Source organism: Streptomyces sp. NPDC002602 (assembly GCF_042889445.1).
Lineage (GTDB): Bacteria > Actinomycetota > Actinomycetes > Streptomycetales > Streptomycetaceae > Streptomyces.
The window spans coordinates 330320-352761 of sequence record NZ_JBIAQX010000001.1 but is presented as its reverse complement, the minus strand read 5'-3'; the positions used below and the strand labels follow the sequence as shown (position 1 = coordinate 352761).

The window sequence follows — 22442 nt, the reverse complement described above, 5'->3', positions numbered from 1 at the left end:
GGGGGAGCAACGTGCCGTCTTTCGTCTACCGGATCACCAAGTACGACCCTGCCGACCGCGACGAGCACGGCAGCTATATCGGCGCTGAGGACTCGACCAGCGACCACGGACCGGTCGAGGCTGCATATCTGCAAGCGATTGCCGCCTTCGCAGAGGACACCGGAATCGACCATCTGGCCATTCGTGAGCCGGGGATCTCCGGCCTCGCCCACTTCGGTCTGGAGCCGACGATCGACGGCCACGGCCTTGCCGGGCTCTTCCCGCCCGACCTCAGCGGGTTCCACGACGGTGCGGAGGTGCCCGTCTCCCTCGGCCTGGAGCTGGTCAGGGGCATGCTCCGCGACAACGGTGCCTGGTGCCGTCTGGAGGTGGAGGACAGGTTCGTCGTGCAGGTCGGTTGGGACCAGTACCTCTACGTCAGCAGCGACAAGCCCTGCGAGCGCGCCTTTGCCCGCACCCGGGCTCTCGGTCTCTTCCCGGAGCGGCTGGAGGCCTCGCCCTACGACGCGGACTTCGACGAGCCCGGCGTGCAGCGGCCCGCCGACGAGGACTTCTGGGCCCGCCTACGCTGGTCCATCGCCGCGCGGCAGGCAGCGATATTGGAGGAGGGATACCTCTACAACGCCTCCCGCTGGCACCGCCTCACCAAAGACACCCTCGATGCGGTACGAGCCCGGCTCACGCCCCGCGCCCAGTTGACCGTCTGGCCGGATCTGTCCACCGACGTCGATGCGGTTCTCGCCGCACTGCCCGACGACGGCTCGGTAGAAGTCGTCTGGGAGGACAAGAACGGGCTGATCACCAGCACGATCGCCGACGAGTCCGAGTACCCGCAACTGGCCGCCCAGGTGGCAGGCGCCCGTGCCGCTACGGCCCTGTCCTTGGCCCTCGACGAACGCCACCCGCTGTTCACCGCGGTCCTGCCCGACAGCGATGGCGTCTTGCGCGCGCGGTGGAGGACCGAGCCGACGCCGAGCGACCGGAACTGGGCCTTTCTGAAGACTCTCCACCGTGGGCAGATCTGCACGGGCACGGTCACGAAGATCGCCAGCTTCGGTGTGACCTTCGTGGACATCGGCGGCTTCACCGCGATGATCAACATTCCCGAGCTGTCCTGGCGCCGTTTCGATCACCCCTCCGACATTGTCGCCGTCGGCCAGGAAATCACGGCCGAGATCCTCGACGTCGACCTGGTGCACGAGCGTGTTCCGCTGTCCCTGAGGACATTGCAAGAGGACCCGATGCCGCAGTTCATACAGCGGGTCGGCCAGATCACGAACGGCGTCGTGACCAAAGTCGTACCGTTCGGCGCCTTCGTCCGTATCGAAGACAGAGAGGGCGGCCTCGAAGGCTTGGTGCACCTCACCGAGCTGACCGAAGGGCACGTGGACCGGCCCGAGGATGTTGTTCAGGTCGGAGCCAGCCTCACCGTGAAGATTCTGGACGTCGACCTTCCACGACGTCGGATCACCCTCTCCCACCTGCAGGCTCTCCCGCCTGGAGAGTGCTGACCAGCGCGGTCATCGCCTCCGGGGAATGAGCGGCCAGGCCGGCTCGACAACCGTCGTCGGATCCGCGGTACGCCGCAGATAGGCCTGCAACGAGACCGACTGTTCAGCCGCCGCACGCACCTGAAGGTCATGCAGATCCGCCAGTGGCATCAGGCCGACGGGCTGGTGCTTCTCACCCATGCGTCGCACCACGCGGGCGGCGGCCACGGCGTCCGCCCTCGCATCGTGCGCGTCATCGAGCGACACCCCGTAGTGAGCACACAACGCGTGGAGGGCCCGCTTGCCCTTCCGGTACTTGTCGACGTGCTTGTCGATCACCAGCGGATCGATGACGGGCGAAGGCACGCTGCCCAGCCGCTCGCTGATCGACTCGACCTCGTGTCGCCGACACTCACGGTCCAGCAGCGACAGGTCGTAGCGTGCGTTCATCACCACCAGAGGCATCCCAAGAGTCAGCCCCTCGGCGACGGCCTGCGCGATCTCCTCGATGGCGGAAGCAGCCGGTACCCCGTGCTCGCGAGCACGCGCCGTCGAGATGCCATGGATCGCCGACGCCTGTTCTGGTATCGCCACCCCTGGATTGAGCAGCCAGGTCCGTTCTTCCGAGACGGATCCGTCCGGATCCAGCCGCACGACCGCCGCGGTGACGATGCGGTCGGTCTCGACGTCGGTGCCCGTGGTCTCCAGGTCGAAGGCCACCAATGGCCCACTGATCCAGCTCATCACGCCGCCACCATTCCGGCGTGGGCTGCCGGCCGACGCCGCGCTTCGCCATGAGACACCTGAGACGCGCCTGGCGTGCGGGGACAAAAGGCCGCGTTGTACGCGACGACCACGGCGCCCCGCCGCCAGTGCTCCACCAGCAGGGCGGCCACCTCGTCCGCGACCTCCCGCACCGGGCGGCCCTCCGCGACGGCCCGCTCGGTGCTGATCCCGTGGATGGCCGAGGCCCCCTCCGGGATCGGTATGCCCGGGTCCGCGAGCCAGCCGCGCCGCTCGCACACCTCGCCGTCGCGCACCTCGACCACCGCGGCCGTCACGATCCGGGACTCCCCCGGTTCCGTGCCGGTCGTCTCCAGGTCGAACCCGACCAACGTTCCCCCGTGCCACGCCGCCATGACGCGCCCCTCCCCCGTACAAACTTCCGGTCAACGACTTTCAGCCTGCCACGGGGTACTGACAGCCCGGTCGCCGGGTCGGCTCCGGTCCGGCCGCGCGGGGTCACGACACCGGCCGGGAGTCCTCCCACACCGATTCGAATTCCTCCCGGTATGTCGTGAACAGCCCGTGGTCGGCGTCCTTGGGCACGCCCCGCCCGCCCCCGCGCAGCACGAGCACGGGCGCCTCCATGCCCCGGGCCCGGCGCAGGTACGACTGGACGACGGCTATCCCCGAGGACTCGCCCTCCACCAGGTACGCGGTGAAGCGCGGGGTCTCGTCGAAGACGTGGATGTCGAAGCGGGAGGGGTCCCGCAGGCCGGCCCGGACCCGCCGCACGTGCAAGATGTTCATCTCGACCGACCGGCTCAGCTCTCCCTTGCGCAGCCCCAGTTCGCGTTCGCGGCGTTTGACGGCGCTGCTGGCCGGGTTCAGGAAGAGCAGTCGGACCCGGCAGCCCGCCTCGGTGAGCCGTACGAGTCTTCGCCCGGAGAAGTTCTGGACCAGCAGGTTGAGGCCTATGCCGATGGCGTCGAGCCGGCGCGCCCCGCCGAACAGGTCCTCCGCCGGCAGTTGCCGTTGGAGCCGCACCCGGTCCGGGTGGACCGAGATGACGTCCGCGTACCGGTCGCCGACCAGGTCCTCGACGGCGTCGATGGGCAGCCGGTCCGCCGACGGGGAGCCCGAGCCGCCGCCGAGCACCTCCAGCAGTCGCGCCGAGGCCCGCTCGGCCTGCTCCAGCACCGCCCGCGACAGGGCCCGGTTGCGGGAGACGACGTTCCGGGTGACCTCCAGCTCGTCGAGGGCCAGTTCGATCTCGCGCCGGTCGTCGAAGTACGGTTCGAAGCAGGGCCAGTGCTGGACCATCAGCTCCCGCAACTGCGGCAGCGTCAGGAAGCTCAGGACGTTGTCGTCGGCCGAGTCCAGGAGGTAGCCCTTGCGCCGGCTGACCTCGCGCACGGCCACCGCCCGCTGCACCCATTCCTGACCGGCGGGCCCGGCGGCGGCGACCACCCAGTCGTCCCCGCCGTGCGCCGGCTCGTAGATCGGCCGCAGCACCGCCCCGACCACCGAGCGCAGCCGCTGTTCGATGAGGTTCAACCAGATGTACGCGCGTCCCGCCCGCTGGGCGCGGGTCCGGACCTCGCTCCAGGCTTCCGTGCTCCAGTCCAGTTCGGCTCCGGCCCGGGTTCCTCCGGTCTCCGGCGGGGCCAGCGAGACCGCTCCGGCCGGCGCTCCCGCGGGCCCGCCCCCCGCGGTGTCCGCCGGGCCACCCTCGTGACCGCTGTCACCAGGGGGCAGCTCCAGACCTCCCGAGCTCACCCGTGCACCGCCTTCTGCGTCTGGACGCCCGTCTCCAGTGATCACGGAAGGGTACTCCGCGCGCGCGGCCGGATGCAGCCCGATGGCCCGTACACCGGCTGCCCGTTGACCCATTATCCGATGCCCACACAGTCCACTGACCCGCATATCAGCTCTCCGGGTCACCCGGTAGGAGCATCCCAAGTCCCCGCTTGGGGGCGCTCTTTCGGGGAAGATCTGGCAGTGACGTGGTGTACGCCGGATCACCAGGGGCATCCACCGACAACGAGGGAAGAGTCTTCATCCATGCAGATCTGGCCGGGACAGGCGTATCCGCTGGGTGCCACGTACGACGGCGCCGGCACCAATTTCGCGGTCTACTCCGAGGCCGCCCGACGGATCGAGCTGTGCCTGCTGCACGACGACGGCTCGGAGACCGCCGTCGAACTGCGCGAGACGGACGCCTTCGTCCGGCACGCCTACCTGCCCGGCGTGATGCCGGGCCAGCGCTACGGATTCCGGGTCCACGGCCCGTACGAACCCGAGCACGGCCTGCGCTGCAACGCGGCGAAGCTGCTGCTCGACCCGTACGCGCGGGCCATCAGCGGCAGCGTCGACTGGGGCGAACAGGTGTACGGCTACCACTTCGGTCGGCCGGACTCCCGCAACGACCTGGACTCGGCCCCGCGCACGATGAGTTCGGTCGTGGTGAACCCGTACTTCGACTGGGCCAACGACCGACCGCCGCGCCACGAGTACCACCACACGGTGCTGTACGAGGCGCACGTCAAGGGTCTGACGATGCGGCACCCGGACCTCCCCGAGGAGCTCCGCGGCACCTACGGCGCCCTCGCGCACCCGGCGGTCATCGGGCACCTGACCAAGCTCGGGGTGACCGCGCTGGAGCTGATGCCGGTGCACCAGTACGTCAACGACCACCGGCTGGTGGACGATGGGCTGAGCAACTACTGGGGCTACAACACCATCGGCTTCTTCGCCCCGCACAACCGTTACGCCTCCGGTGACCGCGGCCAGCAGGTGCTGGAGTTCAAGTCCGCGGTACGGGCCCTGCACGAGGCCGGGATCGAGGTGATCCTGGACGTGGTCTACAACCACACGGCCGAGGGGAACCACCTGGGGCCGACGCTGTCCTTCCGGGGGCTGGACAACGCCTCGTACTACCGGCTGGCGGAGGACCCCCGGCACTACATGGACACCACGGGCACCGGGAACTCCCTGCTGATGCGGTCCCCCCACGTGCTCCAGCTGATCATGGACTCGTTGCGCTACTGGGTGACGGAGATGCACGTCGACGGTTTCCGCTTCGACCTCGCGGCCACCCTGGCCCGGCAGTTCCACGAGGTGGACCGGCTGTCGTCGTTCTTCGACCTGGTCCAACAGGACCCGGTGGTCAGCCAGGTGAAGCTGATCGCCGAGCCCTGGGACCTGGGCGAGGGCGGCTACCAGGTGGGCAACTTCCCTCCCCTGTGGACGGAATGGAACGGCAAGTACCGCGACACCGTGCGGGACATGTGGCGCGGTCAGCCGCGCACGCTGGCGGAGTTCGCGGGACGGCTGACGGGCTCCTCCGACCTCTACCAGGACGACGGGCGGCGCCCACTGGCCTCCATCAACTTCACCACCTGCCACGACGGTTTCACCCTGAACGACCTGGTCTCCTACAACGAGAAGCACAACGAGGCGAACCGGGAGGGCAACCGGGACGGGGAGACCCACAACCGGTCCTGGAACTGTGGGGTGGAGGGTCCCACGGAGGACCCCGAGGTGCTGGAACTGCGCGCGCGTCAGATGCGCAACTTCACGGCCACGTTGATGCTGTCGCAGGGCGTGCCGATGCTGAGCCACGGCGACGAGTTCGCCCGCACCCAGGGCGGCAACAACAACGCCTACTGCCAGGACAACGCGCTGTCCTGGGTGGACTGGCCGGAGCCGGGCAAACCGGCGCCCGGATTGCTGGAGTTCACGCGGCAGATGGTGTGGTTGCGCCGGGACCACCCGGTGTTCCGGCGGCGCCGGTTCTTCCACGGCCGGCCGGTGGAGGGCACCCACGACGAACTCTCGGACATCGCGTGGTTCACCCCGCAGGGCGAGGAGATGCGGGCCCGTGACTGGCAGGCGCAGCACGCCCGCGCGCTGACGGTGTTCCTCAACGGCGAGGCGATCTCCGAGCCGGGCACCCGGGGCGAGCGGATCACCGACGATTCGTTCCTGCTGATGTTCAACGCGGGTGCGGAGGCGCAGGAGTTCACCGTGCCGGCCGGGCACGGGGCCCAGTGGCGCCTGATCGTGGACACGGCCCGGTCGGACGTGCTGCCACCCGGCACCGGGCCGCAGTTCGCGGCGGGTGACCGGGTGGCGTTGACGGGTCGGTGCATGGTGGTGCTTCAGCGGCCGGCGTAGGAGCTCCGCCCGGCGGCGGTCGGCCGCTCCTCGCCGGCCGCCCCGATCCGGGGCGCCGTGGCCTGTGCGGGGATGGCGATCCCGGGGTGCGGGCGGGCCGCGGGTACCCGGGTGGTCAGGGCCAGGACCAGGCACAGCGCGGCCGCGCCCACGGCGAGCGCGAAGGGACCCGCCGGCCCGTACCGCTCGGCGAGTTGGCCGCCGATCCCCAGCGCGAGGGCCTGGCCGGCGACGAGGGAGCCGGCGGCGAAGGCCATCGCCTCGGCGAGCCGGGCGGGCTCCACGTGCCGCTCGGTGAGCGCGAACGCGGTGATCAGGTGCGGTGCGCAGGCGGCGCCGAGCACGGTGACGACCGCGTACAGCGGCAGCAGGCCGTCGGTGAACACCAGCGGCGCCGAGAAGGCCAGACCCGCGGCGGTGGCCAGCCTCCAGCGCAGCCGCAGCCCGAAGCGGGCCGGCAGCGCGCCCATGGCCAGGCCCACGACGGCGCTGACCACACCCATGCAGGCGTAGACGATGCCGGCCTGTCCCGGGACGCCCAGGCGCAGGGTCAGGGCCGCGACCCCGGCCTGGCAGGCGCCGAACACCGCCCCCTGGAGGGCGAGGGAGGCCCGTACCGAGTACACGACGCCCGGCGGCCGGGGCCGGCCGCCCTCGGGGCGGTCCGGGGCGGGCGAACCGGCGGTGGCGGAGGCCGTCGGGTGGAGCGCGTAGACACTGCCGAAGACGGCGACGAGGCAGGCGGCGGCCGCGAGGGCGGCGGCCGGGTGCGCGACGAGCGTGGCCGCGCCGACGAGGGCCGGTCCGATGACGAACGACACCTCGTCCAGGGTGCCTTCGAGCGAGTGGACGGCGCCCACCACGCTCTCGTCGGCGTCGGCGCGGCGGGCCAGGGCGACGGAGCGGCTGCGGGCGAGGGGCCCGATCAGCGGGATGGAGGCGCCGGCGGCCACCGCGATCGCGGCGAGCGGGACCGTGTCGAGGTGCGCGAGGGCTCCGGCGACCAGGGCTCCGGTGGCGACCGCGTTGACGGCGACGGCGCCCAGGACGACGGGGCGCTGCCCGCGGCGGTCGGCGAGCCGGCCCAGGACGGGTGCGGAGGCCACCTGTCCGGCGGAGAGGGCGAACCCGACGATCCCGGCCGTGGCGAGGGAGCCGGTGGTCTCCGCGATCAGCAGCACGCTGCCGAACTGGCACATCGCGACGGGAAGTCGGGCAAGGAAGGAGACGAGCGGCAGGAGGGGCCCGGTCAGGGCGATGACCTTGCGATAGGTGTCGACGGTTCCAAACACCCGAGGAACGTTAACCCGGTGCAGTCACCCGGATGCATTGGGTCATGGCACGGAATCCCGCAGGCTGGGTACGTACGTTCTCATGACCCAGGAGTACTTGAGCAGCCAAGCGGAAACCGATGTTCCGACATCCGTCGCTCCGGCGTCCACCTACCGTCTCCAGCTGTGTCCCGAGTTCCCGTTCGCGGCGGCCGGGGAGGTGGTTCCGTACCTCGCCTCGCTGGGCGTGTCCCACCTGCACCTGTCTCCGGTGCTGGAGGCCGTGCCCGGTTCCACGCACGGGTACGACGTCACCGACCACACCCGGGTGCGGGGCGAGCTCGGCGGGGAGCGGGGGCTGCGGGCGCTCGCCGCGACCGCGCGGGAACACGGGCTGGGCGTGGTGCTCGACATCGTGCCGAACCACATGGCGGTGCCGTCGCCGCTGCGGCTGAACCGGCCGCTGTGGGAGGTGCTGCGGGAGGGGCCGCAGTCCTCGTACGCGGCCTGGTTCGACATCGACTGGGAGGCGGGCGGCGGGCAGGTGCTGCTGCCGGTGCTCGCCGAACCGCTCGACCCGGGCGAGGTGAAGGTCGTCGGCGGGGTGCTGCGCTGCGGGGAGCACGAGTTCCCGCTGCGGGAGGGAACGGCCGCACTGCCGACGGCGGAGCTCCTGGCCGCGCAGTGGTACCGGCCGGCGTGCTGGCGCGAGGCCCGGACCGCACTGAACTACCGCCGTTTCTTCACCATTTCGGATCTGATCGGGGTGCGGGTGGAGGACCCGGAGGTCTTCGCGGCCACCCACGTCAAAGTGCTGGAGCTGGTCCGCGACGGGGTGGTGTCCGGCCTGCGGATCGATCACGTGGACGGGCTCGCGGATCCGCGGGAGTACCTGCTGCGGCTGCGCGCGGAGGTGGGCGAGGAGTGCTGGATCGTGGTGGAGAAGATCCTCGCGCCCCGGGAGCGGCTGCCCGCCGACTGGCCGGTCGCCGGGACCACGGGCTACGACGCGCTGCACCGGGTGGACGGGGTGTTCACCGATCCGGCCGGGGTCGACGAACTGGCGCGCCTGTACCGGGCGTCGACCGGGGCGCCCTCCTGGGAGGAGACCGCGGCGGCGGCGACCCGGGAGGTGTTGACCGGCGATCTGGCGGCCGAGCTGGCGACGCTCCAGCGGCTCGCCGGCGCCGATCTGGCCTCGGCGGTACGGGAGTTGCTGATCGAGTATCCGGTGTACCGGCCGTACCCCGGCGAGCCGGACATGCCGCCGCGGGCACTGGAGCGGGCCGCTTCCCGGGTCGGGGCCCACGCGGTGGCCGGCGTACGGGACCTGGTGGCGCGGGACCCCGCCTTCGCCGCCCGCTTCGCCCAGACCTCGGCCGCCCTGCGCGCGAAGTCGCTGGAGGACCGGGCCTTCTACCGCTGGGCCCCGTTGCTGTCGGCCACGGAGGTCGGCGGGGAACCCGGCCGACCGGCGGTGTCCGTGGCCGGGTTCCACGCGTACTGCGCCGACCTGGAACGGGACTGGCCCGCCTCGGGCACGGTGCTGTCCACCCACGACACCAAGCGGAGCGCGGACGTCCGGGCGCGGATCTCGACCCTCTCGCAGGCTCCGGGGCAGATGGCCGGACCGGGAGACGGGGGCCCGGACCCCCGGGCCGCGTGGGTGGCGCGGCAGACGGCCCTGGGCCTCGGGGAGGTCCCCGAACGCGGGCCCCGACTGTCGGCGGCCCTGCTGAAGGCGGCCCGCGAGGCCGGGCTGCACACCAGTTGGACGGAACCCGACGAGAGGTACGAGGCGGGCATCACCGAGGCGGCGTCCCGCCCCGGCGCGCTCCCCCCGGACCTCCCGCCGCAACTGCGGGAGGCCGCCCGGGCCAACCTCCTCGGGATGACCCTGCTCCACCTGACGATGCCCGGGGTCCCGGAGGTGTACCAGGGCGAGGAGAGCGAGTACCGGGCCCTGGTCGACCCCGACAACCGGCGTCCCGCCGTCCACCCGTACGAGGCCGCGGCCCTGCTCGACGCGGGCGGGACCCCGCGGGGCGTGGCGCAGGAGAAGCTGGCCCTGACCAGCACACTGCTGCGGCTGCGGCGTTCCCGACCCGACCTGTTCACCGGGTACGCGCCGTTGGCCGCGCGGGGCCCGGCCGCGGACCACTGCGTTGCCTTCGCCCGCTCGACCGGCCTGATCGCGGTGGCCACCCGGCTCTCGCACCGGCTCGCGGGCGCGGGCGGCTGGCGCGACACCGCGCTGACCCTGCCGGCGGGGCGCTGGACGTCCCTCCCGTACGGGGACGCGCACGAGGGCGAGGTCGCCTTGTCGGTGCTGCTGGCGGACCGCCCGGCGGTGGTGCTGCTCCGGTCGGAGTCGGCCGGGTAGCGCGGCCCCCTCCCCTCCCGGGGGCGAGCCCGGGAGGGGAGGGGTGGCGGCCATCTCGGAGCGGGTCAACGGACGTACGTTCGGGGGGACTTCAGCCGGAATGCCTGCGTCACCGCGCGCGGGGTGGGCAGAATCTCACGGGTCCGTCAGACGGCGTCCGCACCACCACCACTCTGGGAGCAGCCGGTGTCGCCTCAGGAGATCCCCCTCACGATCACCCCGCAGCAGGCCGCCCACGGCGTGATCCTCACGGTGGCCCTTGCGTCGGGGCCCGCCCGCCTGCGGATCCCCTCCTGCACGGACGGCCAACTCGTCCGGGCCCGCGTCGGCGACACCGACGTACTGCTGCGCATACGGGTGGGCCAGGTCGCAGGCGCGGCCCCGGGGCAACCCGCGGCCTCGGGCAAGTCGGGCGCGAAGGGGTGCCTGGTGGCGGTCGGGCTCCTCGCCGCCGTGGTGGTCGGCGTGGTCCTGCTGAACAGCGGGGACGACGACAAGGGCGTGGCCACCCCGACACCCACCACCACGCCCATCGCCACGCCCACGGCCGGCGTCTGGTCCCCCGCGCCGGCCCCGCCCCCCGTGGTCCTCCCCACGCCGACCACGTCGACCGGCGTGTCCGTGCCCGACCCCACGCCGTCGCCGTCCGAGGCCGCCCCGAGCCCCTTCGACCGGGGCACCTGCCTCAACGGGACGCTGCCGGACTCGACGACCGCCCAACGGGTCACCGGGGTCCGGGAGGTCCCCTGCTCGGCGTCCGACGCGCACTACCGGGTGATCGAGAGCATCCCGTTGACCTCCGACCTGGACCGTTGCAACGACAACCCGAAGACGGAGTACGCCTTCTCGTACAGCTACACCCGCAACGGGATCCCCCTCAACGAGTACGTCTACTGTCTGGTCGGAATGGACTGACCGCCACGGGGAGCCCGGGGACGAGGCGTTGGCCAGGGGTTTTCCTCGGGATTCGGGGAAGTGCGGGGCGCCCGGAGCAGTAGGGGGCGTGCGCGGCGGGCATGGCATGACATGTGACCCTCCTACGAGACATGTGCTACCCCACTCCGCACGAACTCGCCCTGGCCGCACGCGCCCTGGCGGACGAGCATCCGGCCCTGGTGCGGCTGCGCCAGGTCGGCGCCTCCCGGGCCGGCCGGCCGCTGTGGCTGCTGTCCGTCGGCGGGGAGCCCGACGGGGCGGGCGCGCCGGGCCGCAACGTCCTCGTCGTCGCCGGGGCGCACGCCAACGAACCCGTCGGCGGCCCGACGGCCCTCTCCCTGGCCCGGCGCGTCATCCGCGACCTCGCCCCCCGGGCCGGTTGCGGCTGGCACTTCCTGCTCTGCGCGGACCCCGACGGGGCGGCCCTGCACCTCACTCCCCGCCCGTACTCCCTCCTCGACTACCACCGGAACTTCTTCCGACCCCCCGGGCCCGAACAGCCCGAGTGGGCACCGTCCTTACTGCCCCCGGACCGACTGCCGCCCGAGACCCTGGCCCTGACCGCGCTCATCGACGAACTGCGCCCCGTACTCCAGATCTCCCTGCACGGCACCGACCTGGGCGGCTCCTGGGTCCAGCTCACGCAGGACATACCCGGGCTCTCGGAGCCCTTCACCAAGTCGGCGGCCGAACTGCGGATCCCGGTGGAGACGGGCGCCTCCGACGCCACCGGGTGGCCCTCCCCCGGGCCCGGCATCTTCGTGATGCCCGAACCGGGCACCGAGGCGGCCGGAGCCTTCCACCCTGAGGACACCCGGCTCAGCACCTGGTACCACGCCCACCGGTACGCGGGTACCACCGCGATCGTCGAGGTGCCCATGTGGGCCTCCGACCTGGTGGACGACCCGGCCCCGCACCCTGACCCGCGGCGCGCGCTGCGCATGCTGGCCGGGCGGCTCAGCGGGGACGCCGACCGGGTGGCCGCCGTACGCGAGGGGGTGTACACGGCGGACCCGGACGCCGCGCCGCTGCTGAGGGCGGTGGACTGGACACTCGCCCTGATCCCCCGGATCACCGTCGAGTGGACCGGCCCCGGGGCCCCCGCCGAGGCCACCACGGCGCACATCGGCAGCATCGACGCGTTCGGGCGGCGGCTGTCGCTGCGCGCAGCCGCGATGCTGCTGCGCGTGCTGCGGGCGCAGGGGCATCCGGCGGCGCAGGGTCTGGACCGCCTGGTGACGGGGTGGTGCGAGGAGTTCGCGGCCCGTTTCCAGGCGCGCTGGATCCCGGTGGCCACGCAGGTGGAACACCAGGCCCGCACGGTGCTGGCCACCTACGAACGGCTCACGGCGGTCAACCGGTAGCGGGCCACACCGGGCCGCTCGCCCGGTTCCCCCGGCACGGGCCCGAGGGTCACGTTCGCAACGTCCTCGGGCTCACCCACCGGCCGGCCGGAAGGACGCTCGTGACATGGTGAGCGCCGAACTCCCGCCGAAACGAACCCCGTTCACCCACGCCACCGACCCGGCCCGTCCGACGATGGAGTCCTCCCCAGGTCTCCCCCGGCGGGCGCGCCGTCCTCCGCCGGGGGGACATGACCCGCCGTGGCGGTTGACGCGCGGCCGGCGTGTCCAGGACCAGCATGTACGTCATGAACACAGCACCCGCTCCCCACTTGCCCGCCGCCGCTCCCGCCCCGGTTTGGGCTCGTCGCGCCGCCCACGCCATCGCCCTGTGCGCGGTCCCGTCCGGCCTGTGGCGCATCGCCATGGCGTCCGGCGTCCACGTGGGCTACAGCGAACAGGTACTGCGCGACGTCTTCGACATACCGGGCTGGGGCATCGCGTACGTCGTCGGCCTGTCCGTCCTCACCGAACTGGCCGCCTTGTTGCCGCTGTTACTCGTCAGCGACCGGTGGCGGCCGCTGCGCCCCAGGGCCATGAGAGCCGTGGCCTGGACCGCCTCGGCGGTCCTGGTCCTGGTGGCGCTGTGGCAACTCGTGGTCGCGTTCACCGTCGAGAGCCAGACGTACATGTCGAGTGACACGGCACAGATCGTGTGGGCCTTCGCCTTCGCCCCACTGTTCGCCATCCCGGTCCTGATGACCGCGGTGACCTGGTCGTACGCGAAGCGACACCGGGGACGGGCGTAGCCCCGGCCTGACGTCTCCCACCCCTTCACACCCCGAGAAAGAAGCACACCCGACGGCCGGGCGGGCCGTGTCGGCCCGCGGACCGGGCCCGGTCAGGGGACGAGTGGCCAGGCGTCGCCGAACGTCAGCACGTCGAGCCTGGACATGACCGCCCGACACCTCTCCAGCTCCGGGTCGGTGACTTCCCAGGTGTGGCCCCCCTGGTGGCCGAGGAACTGGCAACACCCGTCACCGGTCCCGCCGGGACCGGCATCACCGACCGGGCAGTCCGGCAGCCACATCAGTTCGTCGAGCGGGCCCTGATCCGTCCACCGCGCCCAGAGGGCCGACCCCTCTTCGTCGTTCTCGCACAGGATCTCGGCATGGGAGCCGTCATGCGTCTCCAATGCGCACCGCAGATCACCGCCGTGTGATGCCACGTCCCGGACGGTGTCGCCGTCGACGCCGGCCCGAAGCAGGAGCATCAGCAGCCCCGGAACGCTCACCCGGATTCGCGCGCCGCAGACGTACCGCCCGGGCGTCACGCGCTCCACCCCCGGGCGACGATGCACGCCACGACGGCGATCCAGGCGACGGCCCCGAGTGTGACGGCGAGCGCGCCTCTCCTGGTCCTTCGCACGTGGTCCCGGTGCTCGTTGTCGTCGGTCACCGGTCGCGCTCCCTCGCACGCCTCTGCATCACGGCGGTGGCCAGGGCGAGCGCTTCCGGGCAGCAATGGATGAGGGGCATGTCCCCCCAGTCCGGCCGCGGTTCGTCGCGCTCGATGGCGGCAGCCAGCTCCGCCAACGCGTCCCCCATGGTCACCAGGGCCCGCTGATGCCGTTCCGGCGACACCGGCTCCACGTTCTCGGGCACCGCGACTCCTCTCTGTAGTCGTTCCACTACCAAGAGGCTTCAGCGTGGCCTAGAGTCGGGAACCCTTCAAGTAGTCAGCAACGAAGGAAGGGTTGGAAAGGCATGGTCAACCGCAAGGAGTTGCGCCCCGAAAGTCGGCCCTCCGCAGCCTTCGGGGCTCGGGTGCGCAGTGCACGCGAGGATCGCGGCTGGAGTCAGGAAGACTTGGCCAGCCGGATGGCATATTCCAGTCAGCACATTTCCGCTGTCGAAACTGACCGCAAACCGCCGACCCTTCCGTTCTCACGCAAAGCTGATGCTGTTTTCGGTACTGCGGGGAGCAGTGGTTCCTTCGAACGCGAGTGGCGCGAGATCCGGCACGGTGTACTGCTCGAAGGCTTTCCGGAGTACGCCGAGTACGAGAGGCGGGCGGTAGAGATCAGACTGTTTCAGATCGGGATCGTCCCCGGCTTGCTTCAGACACCCGGCTACGCCATGGCGCTCGCACGGAGCGACATACAACGCGGCTCCATCACACCTGAACAAGCCGAGGAACGCGTTTCCTTCCTCGCGCAGAGGCAGACGGCATTGGGAAGGGATCGCCCTCCCATGGTGCTCGTGGTGATGGATGAAAGCTGCATCCTGCGTTCCGTCGGCGGCTCGGCAGTCATGAACGCACAACTGGCAAAGTTGACCGAGTTCGCCGCTCTGCCCAACACCGTCGTACAGGTGGCACCCTTCGCCATGGGCGAGCGACGGCCGTTCCATTTGCCAGTGAACCTGTTGACGCTGGCGGACCGCTCGCTCGTCGCGTACGCCGAAACACATGCGCAGGGGCACGTAGACCGCGAGAGCACAGCCGTTCTGCCTTTGCTCGCGGGCTACCATCACCTACAGGCCGAATCACTGCCCCAGGCGGCATCCGTAGCCATGATCGAAGAGCTTCGAAAGGGTTCACCGTGACGACCGAATCCCCCTGCTGGTTCACGTCCTCTTACAGCGCGAATGGTGGTGACTGCGTCCAGGTCGCAGTCAACCTTGTCGCCTCGCGCGGGACGGTTCCCGTACGGGACTCCAAGAACCCCGGTGGTCCGGTCCTCAGCATCTCTGCGGATGCGTTTGCTTCATTCGTGATCGGGGTCAAGTCCGACGGGTCGACTCCGGCCTGACCGTGGCTCGCACGCTACCCCGGCCCCCGCCACTCCACCCCCGCCGCCGCTCAGTCCAGGGAGAGGCGGAACGTCATCCGGCCGAAGCCGATCTCGTCGCCCTCCCGGACCACGGCCGAGCCCGTCACCCGGCGGCCGTTGACGGTGGTGCCGTTGGCGGAGCCGAGGTCCTTGAGCACCCACAGGCCGTCGCGCAGGCTCAGCTCGGCGTGCGCCCGGGACACCGTCTCGTGAGTGAGTCGCAGACCGTTGCCGGGGTCGCGTCCGATCGCGAGGGGCAGGGCGCTCGGATGCGGCAGCAGCAGCTTGGGCAGCCGCTCGGCGTGCCAGGCCTTGCGGACGCCGACGCTCACGGCCGAGGCCCGGCCCACCCAGCCGAACAGCCGACGGGTCCAGGGGCTTTCGGTGGCACGCCGGCTCTGGAGGTCGGCGGTGAGCACCGCGAGGTCCTCGGCGCGGCGGGCCACCAGGGCCAGCTCCATGCGCCGCAGGAAGGTGTCGTGGGACAGCTTTCCCAGGGCCGCGCCCTCTCTGAGCCGGCCCAGCGCCTGGTCGCGCTCGGCGTCGGAGAGGCGGGGCGCGGGGAAGCCGGGGTACTCGAAACTCGACGTCACAGGGTGATTGTCGGCCCGTCGGGGACGAAGTGTCCAGAACTCCCCCGCCGGGGCCGGGATGATGGGCGCAAGACGCAGGCTGGGTACCGCCGGAGACGAGGGGACCGTCCGTGCAGTTCGAGGTGTGGGCACCGCTGACAGGTCGGGTCGCCATGCGACTGAACGACACCGCCTACGAGATGACACCCGACCCGGAAACGGGCCGGGACGGCTGGTGGGTGGTCGACGCGCCGGCCGCCGACGGGGACGAGTACGGGTTCCTGCTGGGTGACGATCCGGTGGTGCGCCCGGACCCGCGCGGGCGCCGGCTGCCCCACGGGCCGGACGGCCACAGCGCGGTGGTCGACGTCGCCACGCTGCACCCGGGCGCGCCCGCGCCCCGCGTCACGCTCCAGGACGCGGTCCTGTACGAACTGCACGTCGGGACGTTCACCCCGGAGGGCACCTTCGACGCCGCCGCGGCCCGCCTGCCGTACCTGGTGGGGCTCGGTGTCACGCACGTCGAGCTGATGCCGGTGTGCCCTTTCCCGGGCCGGCACGGCTGGGGATACGACGGCGTGGCCCCCTGGGCGGTGCACGAGCCGTACGGCGGCCCGGCGGGCCTGGCCCGGTTCGTGGACGCGGCGCACACCGCCGGGCTGGGCGTGGTGCTGGACGTGGTCCACAACCACCTCGGGCCCTCCGGGAACCACCTCCCCGTCTTCGGCCCGTACTTCACGGAGTCCCACCACACGCCCTGGGGCGCGGCGGTGAACCTGGACGCGCCCGGTTCCGACGAGGTCCGCGCGTACTTCATCGGCAGTGCCCTGGCCTGGCTGCGGGACTACCGGATCGACGGCCTGCGCCTCGACGCCGTGCACGCGCTGGCCGACGGGCGGGCCCTCACCTTCCTGGAGGAGCTGGCGGCGGCGGTGGACGAACTGGCGGCGGAGACCGCCCGGCCGCTGTTCCTGATCGCCGAGACCGACCAGTGCGACCCGCGCGTCACGACCGCGCGGTCCGTCGGCGGCCTGGGACTGCACGCCCAGTGGAACGACGACTTCCACCACGCCCTGCACTGCACGCTGACCGGCGAGTCCCAGGGGTACTACGCCGACTTCGCGGAGGCCCCGATCGGCGCCCTCGCCAAGACCCTGACGCGGGCCTTCTTCCACGACGGCACGTGGTCCTCCTTCCGGGGCCGCACGCACGGCCGGCCCGTGGACCGCCGTCGCACGCCGGCGCATCGTTTCCTGGGCTACACCCAGACCCACGACCAGATCGGCAACCGGGCGCTGGGCGACCGGCTGTCGGCCTCCCTGTCCCCGGGCCTGCTGGCCTGCGCCGCGACGATCGCGCTGACCGGTCCCTTCGTCCCGATGCTGTTCATGGGCGAGGAGTGGGGCGCGGGCACGCCGTGGCAGTACTTCACCGACCATCCCGACCCGGAGCTCGCGGAGGCCGTGCGGACGGGCCGGCGGCGGGAGTTCGCGGCGCACGGCTGGAAGGCGGAGGAGATCCCGGACCCGCAGGACCCGGCGACCCGCGACCGGTCCTGCCTGAACTGGGACGAGCCCGAACAGCCGGCGCACGCACGCCTGTTGGACTGGTACCGGACCCTGATCGCACTGCGCCGCACCCATCCGGACCTGCGTGACCCGGACCTCGCGGCGGTGCGGGTCGCCCACGACGAGGAGCGCCGCTGGGTGACGTTCCGGCGCGGCGAGGTCCGGGTGGCGGTGAACCTCTCGCGGGAGCCGGTGACCATCGCGCTGGGCCGCAACGGGGTGCGGGTGCTGGCCGCCTGGGAGCCCGTCGACCACCCGGGCCCCGACGGCCGGATCCACGTGCCGGGCGAGTCGGCGGTGGTGCTGGGCCCGTAGGCCCTGTCGTCGAGGCGGCGCCGGCCGGCTACTCGACGATCGCCATCTCGCGCGGGGCGTTGTTGAGGCGGCGGACGCCGTCGTCGGTCACCGTCACGATGTCCTCGATGCGGACGCCGAAGCGGCCGGGCAGGTAGATGCCCGGCTCGACGGAGAAGCACATGCCGGGCAGCAGCGGCTGCTCCTCGCCCTCGATCATGTAGGGCGGCTCGTGGGTGGTGACGCCGATGCCGTGGCCGGTGCGGTGGATGAAACGGTCCCCGTAGCCGAACTCGGTGATCACCGCGCGGGCCGCCCGGTCCACGTCCTGGCAGGCGATCCCGGGCCGGACCACCTCCACGCCCGCCCGCTGCGCCTCGCGTACGACGTCGTGGACCCGCCGCTCCTCGGCGGTGGGCTCGCCGACGTGCACGGTGCGGGAGATGTCGGAGCCGTATCCGTGCAGGAGGCCGCCGAAGTCGAGGACGACCATGTCCCCGTGCCGGATGACGCGGTCGCCGGCCTCGTGGTGGGGGTTGGCGCCGTTCGGGCCGGAGCCGACGACGGTGAAGTCCACCTGCGAGTGGCCGTGGACGCGCAGCAGCGCGGCCAGGTCGGCGGCCACGTCGCTCTCCCTGCGGTCGGCGAAGGGGACGTGCAGGATCTGCGCGTACGCGGCGTCCGCCGCGGCCCCGGCGGCCGCCAGCCGGGCCAGTTCCCGCCGGTCCTTGACGGCGCGGAGCATCGGCAGGACGTCGGTGAGCGGGGCGTACGCGGTCCCGGGCAACTCGCGTTGGAGGCCGAGCAGGTGCAGGGCCCAGGTGTTGTCGCTCACACCGAAGCGGCCCGTCGCGTCGAGCAGCGGCGCGGTGGCGTCGTACGGGTTCTTCCCGTCGGCCCAGTCGCGCAGGGTCAGGGCTCCCGCGCCGGGTGCCTTCGCGGCGTCGGGGGCCTCCAGGGCGGGCACGACGAGCACCGGTTCCCGGTCGGCGGCGAGCACCAGCAGGGTCAGCCGCTCGGTGTCGACGGGCCGGTACCCGGTGAGGTGGGTGAGGTCGGGCCCGGGGGCGATCAGCAGCCCGGCCAGCCCCGCCTCGGCGGCGGCCCGCGCGGCGGCGGCCATCCGGGCGGCGTAGTCGGCGGCGGTGAAGGGCTCGGTGTCGGCGAGGAGCGGGTCGAGGTCCATGTCGGGATCCTGCCGTGCGGCACGCGACGGCGGCAGGGGCCGCGCCGCACGAATCCCGCCGGGGCGGGGCCGGCCGGCTGGGCGTGGCCGGCCGGCGGGCGGCGGGCGGCGGGCGGCGGGCGGCGGGCGGCGGGCGGCGGGCGGCGGGCGGCGGGCCGGGATATGGCGTCGCGGAGGCACCCCGCTGATCGGCTATGCTGTGCTTGCACATCGAACGGGTGGTCCGCCGCCCTTCGTGGTGGGTGTAGCTCAGTTGGTAGAGCACCTGGTTGTGGTCCAGGTGGCCGCGGGTTCAAGTCCCGTCACTCACCCTGTTTGATCCCGTGAGGGGTACGAGGTTTCCTCGTACCCCTCACGGGCGTTTCCGGGGTCGGAGACGGCCGCCGACCACCCCGCCTCAGCCGCGCAGGAAGGCCTCGATCGCGGCGGTGAACGCCACCGGTGTCTCGTGCGGCGGGTAGTGGCCGGCGCCGGGGAGCGGTTGGATCCGACAGTGCGGGTACCAGGTCTGCCAGGTGGCGCGCATCACCTCGACGCTCAGTGCCGGGTCGTACTCCCCGACGAGGGTCAGCACCGGCACGGTGTTGCCCTTGACCGCCGCGGACAGGTCGAGGGACTCCCAGCTCACGAGGTAGGCGGCGAAGGCCTCGGGCAGGGAGACGGCCATCGAGTGGGCGGCCATCCGGTCGATCCAGTGGCCGGTCGCGCGGTTGCCGGTGACGAGGTCGAGGATGGCGCGCCGGTTGTCCTCGTTCGCGGCGGCGCCGTGGAAGAGCGCGTGGGTGGCGTCGTCCATCGGGTAGGGGCCGGCGGGGACCGGATTGACGCCGATCAGCTTCTCGATCCGCTCGGGCGCCCGGACCAGCACCTGCTGGGCGGCCTTGCCGCCCATGGAGTGACCGAGGAGGGAGAAGGTGTCCCAACCGAGCTGATCGGCCAGTTCGAGGACGTCCTCGGCGATCTCGGCGAGGTCGTACCGGCCGACCACGTCGCGGCGGTCGCCGTAGCCGCGGTAGTCGAGGAAGGCGTAGCTGAACTCCCGCGGGTCCAAGTGGTCCAGTACCGAACCCCAGTTGGCGGACGTGCCGAACCAGTCGTGCAACACGATCACGCGGACGGGTCCGGTGCCGATCCTTCGGTGGGCGATGGCCATGCGTTCTCCCTCGGTGACGGAACGTGAGGACGTCGACGCCCTACGTTCTGCCCACCGGGCCTACCATCACACCGTGAGGTCGACATCCCGCACGGTGCGCGGCCACCGGCCCCGAGACCCTGCGGTCCCGGGGCGGCGACCGCCGCACGCGGCGGGCGACCGCGTCACACGGTCTTGATCGCCGGGTCGGAGACGCCCGGGGCTCCCGTCTCGACGTGGCCCGCGAAGCGGCGCAGGAAGCCCGCGTCGGCGTCCGAGACGACCTTCACGTCGTACCAGCGGCCCGTGGCCCGCAGGTCGACCGAGTGGGTCACCGTCGCGCCGGGGTTGACCTTGAAGGTCTGCGGCGCGCCGCCGTAGGTGTTGGTCACGGTGAGGTTCACGGCGGCCGTGCCCGCGTTGGCGAGGGTCAGCGCGAGGTTGCCGGCGGTCGCGTCGTGGCGGGCCGTGACCTCGGGGCCGGCCTTCTTCGCGGGACCCTTCCAGGTGCGCAGGAAGCCGTTCGGACCCCAGACGGTGAGGTTGACCTGGTTCCCGGTGGAGGCGCTGGTGCTCCAGGTGTCCGAAAGGGTCTTGCCCGCCTCGACCGTGTAGGGCCAGGGCCCGTCCGTGCGGTTGCCGGAGGTGCTGTGGAAGTGGGCCCCCAGGGCGGGCCCGGAGGCGAAGGTCAGGGTGAACTTGCCCGTCGAGACGGTGGCCTTGCCGTCCACGTACGGCTGGTAGCCCAGCGCGCGCGTCGGCTTGGAGCCCGCCTCCTGCTTCGGCAGGGCGCCGGTGGCCGGCGGCACCGGGTGGTAGGACGGGTGGGCGTCGTGGTCCGGCGGGAGGTAGCCGGCCGTGGGGGGCAGGGCCGCCGGGGAGGCGTCCGCCTTGGTGAAGTCGAAGGCCGAGGTCAGGTCGCCGCAGACGGCGCGGCGCCACGGAGAGATGTTGGGCTCGCGGACTCCGAAGCGCTGCTCCATGAAGCGGATCACCGAGGTGTGGTCGAAGGTCTCGGAGCAGACGTAGCCGCCCTTGCTCCACGGGGAGACGACGATCATCGGGACGCGGGGGCCCAGCCCGTAGGGACCGGCGGAGTAGCCCCCGCCGCCCGCGTACAGGTCCTTCGTGACGTCCGCCGTGGACAGGCCCCAGGCGGCCGAGGCGGGCGGGTACGGGGGCACCACGTGGTCGAAGAAGCCGTCGTTCTCGTCGTACGTGATGAAGAAGGCCGTCTTCGCCCACACCGCCGGGTTCGCGGTCAGCGCGTCGAGGACCTGCGAGATGTACCAGGCGCCGAAGTTGACCGGCCAGTTCGGGTGCTCGCTGAAGGCCTCGGGCGCGGCGATCCAGGAGACCTGGGGCAGGGTGCCGTTCACGACGTCGGCGCGCAGCCGGTCGAAGTACCCTTCGCCGGCCTTGGCGTCGGTGCCGGTGCGGGCCTTCTCGTACAGGGCGCTGCCGGGCTGGGCGTTGCGGTAGGAGTTGAAGTACAGCAGCGAGTTGTCGCCGTAGTTGCCGCGGAAGGCGTCGCCGATCCAGCCCCAGTGGCCCGCGGCGTTCAGGCCGTCGCCGACGTCCTGGTAGATCTTCCAGGAGACCCCGGCCGCCTCCAGCCGCTCGGGGTAGGTCTTCCAACCGTAGCCGGCCTCCTGGTTGCCGAGGACCGGTCCGCCGCCGGTGCCGTCGTTGCCCGTGTGGCCCGACCACAGGTAGTAGCGGTTCGGGTCGGTGGCTCCGATGAAGGAGCAGTGGTAGGCGTCGCAGACGGTGAACGCGTCGGCGAGGGCGTAGTGAAACGGGATGTCGTTCCGCGTCATGTACGACATGGTCGTGGCCGTCTTGGCCGGGACCCACTTGTCGTACTTGCCGTTGTTGTACGCCGCGTGGCCGCCGGCCCAGTCGTGGTTGAGGCCCTCGACGAACTGCATGCCCAGGTCGTCCACCCGCGGGTTGAAGGGGAGGATGTCCTTCGTCCCGTTGGACTGGTGGAAGACCGACTTTCCGTTGTCCTGGAGGACGGGGCGCGGGTCGCCGAAGCCCCGGACGCCCTTCATCGAACCGAAGTACTGGTCGAAGGAACGGTTCTCCTGCATGAGGACGACGATGTGCTCGATGTCCCGGATCGTTCCGGTGCCGCCCTGCGCCGGGATGGCGGCGGCGCGGGCGATGCTCTCGTTCAGCATCGTGGCGGCGGCCGTACCGCCCGCGATCTGCAGGAACCTGCGACGGTTGAGTTCAGCCATGGGGTGAGGTCCTCTGGGGGTGAGGGGAAGGCGAGGGGCGCCCCAAGGACAGCGGTCCCGGGGTACCGGACGGAGATCCCTGTCTGACCGTGCGCCGTACAGCCGGCGAACGGAAAGCCATCGGAAAGCTCCCGAAGCAGCCGTACATCTGCTGAAATGACCTCCACACACTGCACGGGGGGACGCGGACTGATGGCGGGGACCGAGTTCTGGCATGCCCTCGGGCCCTCCCACACCCGGCTCGGCCGCCCACCGGCGCCCCCGGTGGCACGGTACGGGGAACCGC

19 protein-coding genes, 1 tRNA gene and 1 pseudogene are annotated in these 22442 nt (G+C 71.8%); 10 read left to right on the top strand and 11 right to left on the bottom strand.

The genetic code is table 11. The features are described 5' to 3' along the window. Positions 1 to 11 precede the first annotated feature (11 nt). Positions 12 to 1511, top strand: coding sequence for a S1 RNA-binding domain-containing protein (locus tag ACFYW3_RS01385; RefSeq protein ID WP_389385192.1), 1500 nt, complete (start codon positions 12 to 14; stop codon positions 1509 to 1511). Between the two features lie 9 nt (positions 1512 to 1520). Here the strand turns inward: ACFYW3_RS01385 and ACFYW3_RS01380 are convergent, their stop codons facing one another. The 3 genes and pseudogenes from ACFYW3_RS01380 to ACFYW3_RS01370 form a co-directional block, all read right to left on the bottom strand. Then, positions 1521 to 2234: a 3'-5' exonuclease gene (locus ACFYW3_RS01380; RefSeq protein ID WP_389385605.1), complete on the bottom strand. Its 714-nt coding sequence runs from the start codon at positions 2232 to 2234 to the stop codon at positions 1521 to 1523. 86 nt (positions 2235 to 2320) lie between these two features. Next, positions 2321 to 2629 (bottom strand): annotated as a pseudogene (locus ACFYW3_RS01375) (exonuclease domain-containing protein); the annotation flags it as partial. 103 nt (positions 2630 to 2732) lie between these two features. Then, positions 2733 to 3992 carry an SAV2148 family HEPN domain-containing protein gene (locus ACFYW3_RS01370; RefSeq protein ID WP_351373584.1) on the bottom strand — a complete coding sequence of 420 codons (1260 nt, stop codon included), beginning with the start codon at positions 3990 to 3992 and terminating at the stop codon, positions 2733 to 2735. Between the two features lie 285 nt (positions 3993 to 4277). Here ACFYW3_RS01370 and glgX point away from each other — a divergent pair, with 285 nt between their 5' ends. Continuing rightward, positions 4278 to 6392: a glycogen debranching protein GlgX gene (gene glgX / locus ACFYW3_RS01365; RefSeq protein ID WP_389385191.1), complete on the top strand. Its 2115-nt coding sequence runs from the start codon at positions 4278 to 4280 to the stop codon at positions 6390 to 6392. Here the strand turns inward: glgX and ACFYW3_RS01360 are convergent. Continuing rightward, on the bottom strand, positions 6377 to 7684 hold the full coding sequence (locus ACFYW3_RS01360; RefSeq protein WP_389385190.1) for an MFS transporter: 1308 nt from the start codon (positions 7682 to 7684) through the stop codon (positions 6377 to 6379). The genes glgX and ACFYW3_RS01360 overlap by 16 nt on opposite strands. An 82-nt stretch (positions 7685 to 7766) precedes the next feature. On the opposite strand from ACFYW3_RS01360, the gene treY reads away from it, so the two are divergent. The 4 genes from treY to ACFYW3_RS01340 all read left to right on the top strand — a co-directional run bounded on the left by treY (position 7767) and on the right by ACFYW3_RS01340 (position 13134). Next, positions 7767 to 10046, top strand: a complete 2280-nt coding sequence (gene treY / locus ACFYW3_RS01355) for a malto-oligosyltrehalose synthase (protein ID WP_389385189.1) — start codon at positions 7767 to 7769, stop codon at positions 10044 to 10046. Positions 10047 to 10232: 186 nt separating this feature from the next. Further along, positions 10233 to 10961 (top strand): hypothetical protein, encoded by a 729-nt coding sequence (locus ACFYW3_RS01350; protein WP_389385188.1) that lies wholly within the window; start codon positions 10233 to 10235, stop codon positions 10959 to 10961. 113 nt (positions 10962 to 11074) lie between these two features. After that, positions 11075 to 12346 (top strand): M14 family zinc carboxypeptidase, encoded by a 1272-nt coding sequence (locus ACFYW3_RS01345; protein WP_351753261.1) that lies wholly within the window; start codon positions 11075 to 11077, stop codon positions 12344 to 12346. 278 nt (positions 12347 to 12624) lie between these two features. Beyond that, entirely contained in the window at positions 12625 to 13134 is a 510-nt protein-coding gene (locus tag ACFYW3_RS01340; RefSeq protein ID WP_389385187.1) for a hypothetical protein, read from the top strand. A gap of 92 nt (positions 13135 to 13226) precedes the next feature. On the opposite strand, the gene ACFYW3_RS01335 is transcribed toward ACFYW3_RS01340, so the two are convergent. Genes ACFYW3_RS01335 through ACFYW3_RS01325 form a run of 3 tightly spaced genes read right to left on the bottom strand, consistent with a single transcriptional unit; the run spans position 13227 to position 13989 of the window. Continuing rightward, positions 13227 to 13658 carry a hypothetical protein gene (locus tag ACFYW3_RS01335; RefSeq protein ID WP_389385186.1) on the bottom strand — a complete coding sequence of 144 codons (432 nt, stop codon included), beginning with the start codon at positions 13656 to 13658 and terminating at the stop codon, positions 13227 to 13229. Next, a complete protein-coding gene (locus ACFYW3_RS01330; RefSeq protein ID WP_389385185.1) occupies positions 13655 to 13783 on the bottom strand; it encodes a hypothetical protein in 129 nt (42 codons plus the stop codon). The genes ACFYW3_RS01335 and ACFYW3_RS01330 overlap by 4 nt, the downstream gene beginning before the upstream one ends. Beyond that, complete coding sequence (locus tag ACFYW3_RS01325; protein ID WP_389385184.1) at positions 13780 to 13989, bottom strand: hypothetical protein; 210 nt, start codon at positions 13987 to 13989, stop codon at positions 13780 to 13782. Before ACFYW3_RS01325 ends, ACFYW3_RS01330 begins: the two co-directional genes overlap by 4 nt. A 102-nt stretch (positions 13990 to 14091) precedes the next feature. On the opposite strand from ACFYW3_RS01325, the gene ACFYW3_RS01320 reads away from it, so the two are divergent. Together ACFYW3_RS01320 and ACFYW3_RS01315 are read left to right on the top strand one after the other, a co-directional pair. Further along, complete coding sequence (locus ACFYW3_RS01320; protein ID WP_389385183.1) at positions 14092 to 14931, top strand: Scr1 family TA system antitoxin-like transcriptional regulator; 840 nt, start codon at positions 14092 to 14094, stop codon at positions 14929 to 14931. Continuing rightward, positions 14928 to 15137 carry a DUF397 domain-containing protein gene (locus ACFYW3_RS01315; protein ID WP_389385182.1) on the top strand — a complete coding sequence of 70 codons (210 nt, stop codon included), beginning with the start codon at positions 14928 to 14930 and terminating at the stop codon, positions 15135 to 15137. Before ACFYW3_RS01320 ends, ACFYW3_RS01315 begins: the two co-directional genes overlap by 4 nt. Positions 15138 to 15187: 50 nt before the next feature. Here ACFYW3_RS01315 and ACFYW3_RS01310 read toward each other — a convergent pair whose 3' ends face one another. After that, positions 15188 to 15751, bottom strand: a complete 564-nt coding sequence (locus ACFYW3_RS01310) for a DUF1707 and FHA domain-containing protein (RefSeq protein WP_351373613.1) — start codon at positions 15749 to 15751, stop codon at positions 15188 to 15190. Between the two features lie 110 nt (positions 15752 to 15861). On the opposite strand from ACFYW3_RS01310, the gene treZ reads away from it, so the two are divergent. Beyond that, a complete protein-coding gene (gene treZ / locus ACFYW3_RS01305; RefSeq protein ID WP_389385181.1) occupies positions 15862 to 17613 on the top strand; it encodes a malto-oligosyltrehalose trehalohydrolase in 1752 nt (583 codons plus the stop codon). A 28-nt stretch (positions 17614 to 17641) separates the two neighbouring features. Here the strand turns inward: treZ and ACFYW3_RS01300 are convergent, their stop codons facing one another. Next, the gene (locus ACFYW3_RS01300; protein ID WP_389385180.1) at positions 17642 to 18778 is read right to left on the bottom strand and encodes an aminopeptidase P family protein; all 1137 of its coding nucleotides are present in this window, start codon (positions 18776 to 18778) and stop codon (positions 17642 to 17644) included. A gap of 238 nt (positions 18779 to 19016) precedes the next feature. On the opposite strand from ACFYW3_RS01300, the gene ACFYW3_RS01295 reads away from it, so the two are divergent. Next, positions 19017 to 19089: transfer RNA gene (locus ACFYW3_RS01295), tRNA-His, on the top strand. An 86-nt stretch (positions 19090 to 19175) separates the two neighbouring features. On the opposite strand, the gene ACFYW3_RS01290 is transcribed toward ACFYW3_RS01295, so the two are convergent. Both ACFYW3_RS01290 and ACFYW3_RS01285 read right to left on the bottom strand, forming a co-directional pair. Beyond that, positions 19176 to 19931: an alpha/beta fold hydrolase gene (locus tag ACFYW3_RS01290; protein WP_389385179.1), complete on the bottom strand. Its 756-nt coding sequence runs from the start codon at positions 19929 to 19931 to the stop codon at positions 19176 to 19178. A gap of 164 nt (positions 19932 to 20095) precedes the next feature. Further along, on the bottom strand, positions 20096 to 22156 hold the full coding sequence (locus ACFYW3_RS01285) for a phosphocholine-specific phospholipase C (protein ID WP_389385178.1): 2061 nt from the start codon (positions 22154 to 22156) through the stop codon (positions 20096 to 20098). Between the last annotated feature and the right edge of the window lie 286 nt (positions 22157 to 22442).